Consider the following 1381-nt stretch of genomic DNA (forward strand, 5'->3'; position numbering starts at 1 on the left):
CGTTCGAGCTGATTTTCCAAGGTTCTTAGATGATGGGCGCGGCGTTGATGTTGGCCGAGTACTAGGCTCGTTTCAAGACTTTCAGACTGAGGAGCACGCTCACCCAACCGACGGAACCGAAGGCGGGAGCCGACACGTTATTGATATGAACACTGATGGTATTATTGATGCTTATTCCACACGATCATCAGGTGATGATGGCGGATATTTGACGGGAAGTAATACTGGTAGGTTTGGTGGTAGTGAAACTCGTGGGCGTAATACCGCGTTTGCTGGTTTTATCAAATATTAAGAGGTAATTATGGCAGATGAAATTAAAGCAAGAGGCCCTAAAAGAGCTTATGCATACGATAAAAATACTGGGGAGTTCGCAGGAGTTGTCTACGCTGACCCAGACCCGTTAGATGTGACTAATTGGTTGTTACCCGCATCATCAACATTTACGGTTTTAGATGATGCTCCAGCTGGGCATGTTGCAGTTTTTAAAGAAGGCGAAAAAAAGATACTAGTAGATAAGCGTGGTACCGAGTATTTTGATGAAAATGGTATTCACTATTTGATTAACCAGATAGGTGAAGATTTACCTGAAAACGCACTATTAGAGAAACCATACATACCTCCAACACTTGATGAGCAAACAAAAAAAGTGCAAAACCAATGTTCTATTAGAATCAATTCAAAGTGGAATCAAATTGGGCAGATTAACGCTGCATTAGGTGTTTATAGTGAACAAGAGCGAGCCGCTTGTTCTGAATGGGTAAAACTAAATCGTGACGCTTTAAAGGCTTTGTTACAACGGGCTGATCTAACTGAGATTAATGTTGAAAGTGACGAATTTTGGCCAAAATTGAATTAAAAGAAAGAGAAAGCGACTCAAAAGAATAGCCGTTCTAATGAGCCGCCAGATCATGTAAACCAAGTACATGAACCAGCCAAAGACTTTCTCGCTGCGAGCTCACAGCAAAGGGAGTCTATCAGAAAATTAAGGTAGGTTCACATGCAAGAAATTCGGTGCCGTTGTTGCGGCCGACTTCTAGCAAAAGCAAAGTATCTAGAGCTTGAAATTAAATGCTCTAGATGTAAAACAATTAACTTTTTGAAGGTCGTTGAACCTCATTTACAAGCGCCAATGAGCGCAACTAAGATTGAGGTTCAACATGGCCAACAAAACCCCGCCAAAACCGCTCGGTAAGAACGGTTTTAAATACCGCGAGCAGTACGGTGTAATCGTAATTTGTACTGATGAAAAACAGCAAGAAAATATCTTTAATGATCTGAAAAAACAAGGTCACAAGTGTAAAGTGGTGACTGTATGAAGATTGAAATCCATAACCGTTGTTCAGACCATGACTCTTACCGTTCCGAGCGCGTTAAGTCGTTA

Annotated in this window: 4 protein-coding genes; all 4 read left to right on the top strand. The window is 41.5% G+C overall.

Annotated features, from left to right (window positions below; all coding sequences use genetic code 11):
• A partial coding sequence (locus TW85_RS26310) for a hypothetical protein (RefSeq protein ID WP_046019901.1) occupies positions 1 to 292 on the top strand: 292 nt, incomplete at its 5' end.
• Positions 293 to 301: 9 nt separating this feature from the next.
• Positions 302 to 856 carry a hypothetical protein gene (locus TW85_RS25245; protein WP_046019902.1) on the top strand — a complete coding sequence of 185 codons (555 nt, stop codon included), beginning with the start codon at positions 302 to 304 and terminating at the stop codon, positions 854 to 856.
• Between the two features lie 141 nt (positions 857 to 997).
• Positions 998 to 1192: a Com family DNA-binding transcriptional regulator gene (locus TW85_RS26105; RefSeq protein WP_084616501.1), complete on the top strand. Its 195-nt coding sequence runs from the start codon at positions 998 to 1000 to the stop codon at positions 1190 to 1192.
• Positions 1158 to 1316, top strand: coding sequence for a hypothetical protein (locus tag TW85_RS26405; protein ID WP_202904912.1), 159 nt, complete (start codon positions 1158 to 1160; stop codon positions 1314 to 1316). The genes TW85_RS26105 and TW85_RS26405 overlap by 35 nt, the downstream gene beginning before the upstream one ends.
• The last annotated feature ends 65 nt before the right edge of the window (positions 1317 to 1381 follow it).

Source organism: Marinomonas sp. S3726 (genome assembly GCF_000967665.1).
Classification (GTDB): Bacteria; Pseudomonadota; Gammaproteobacteria; order Pseudomonadales; family Marinomonadaceae; genus Marinomonas.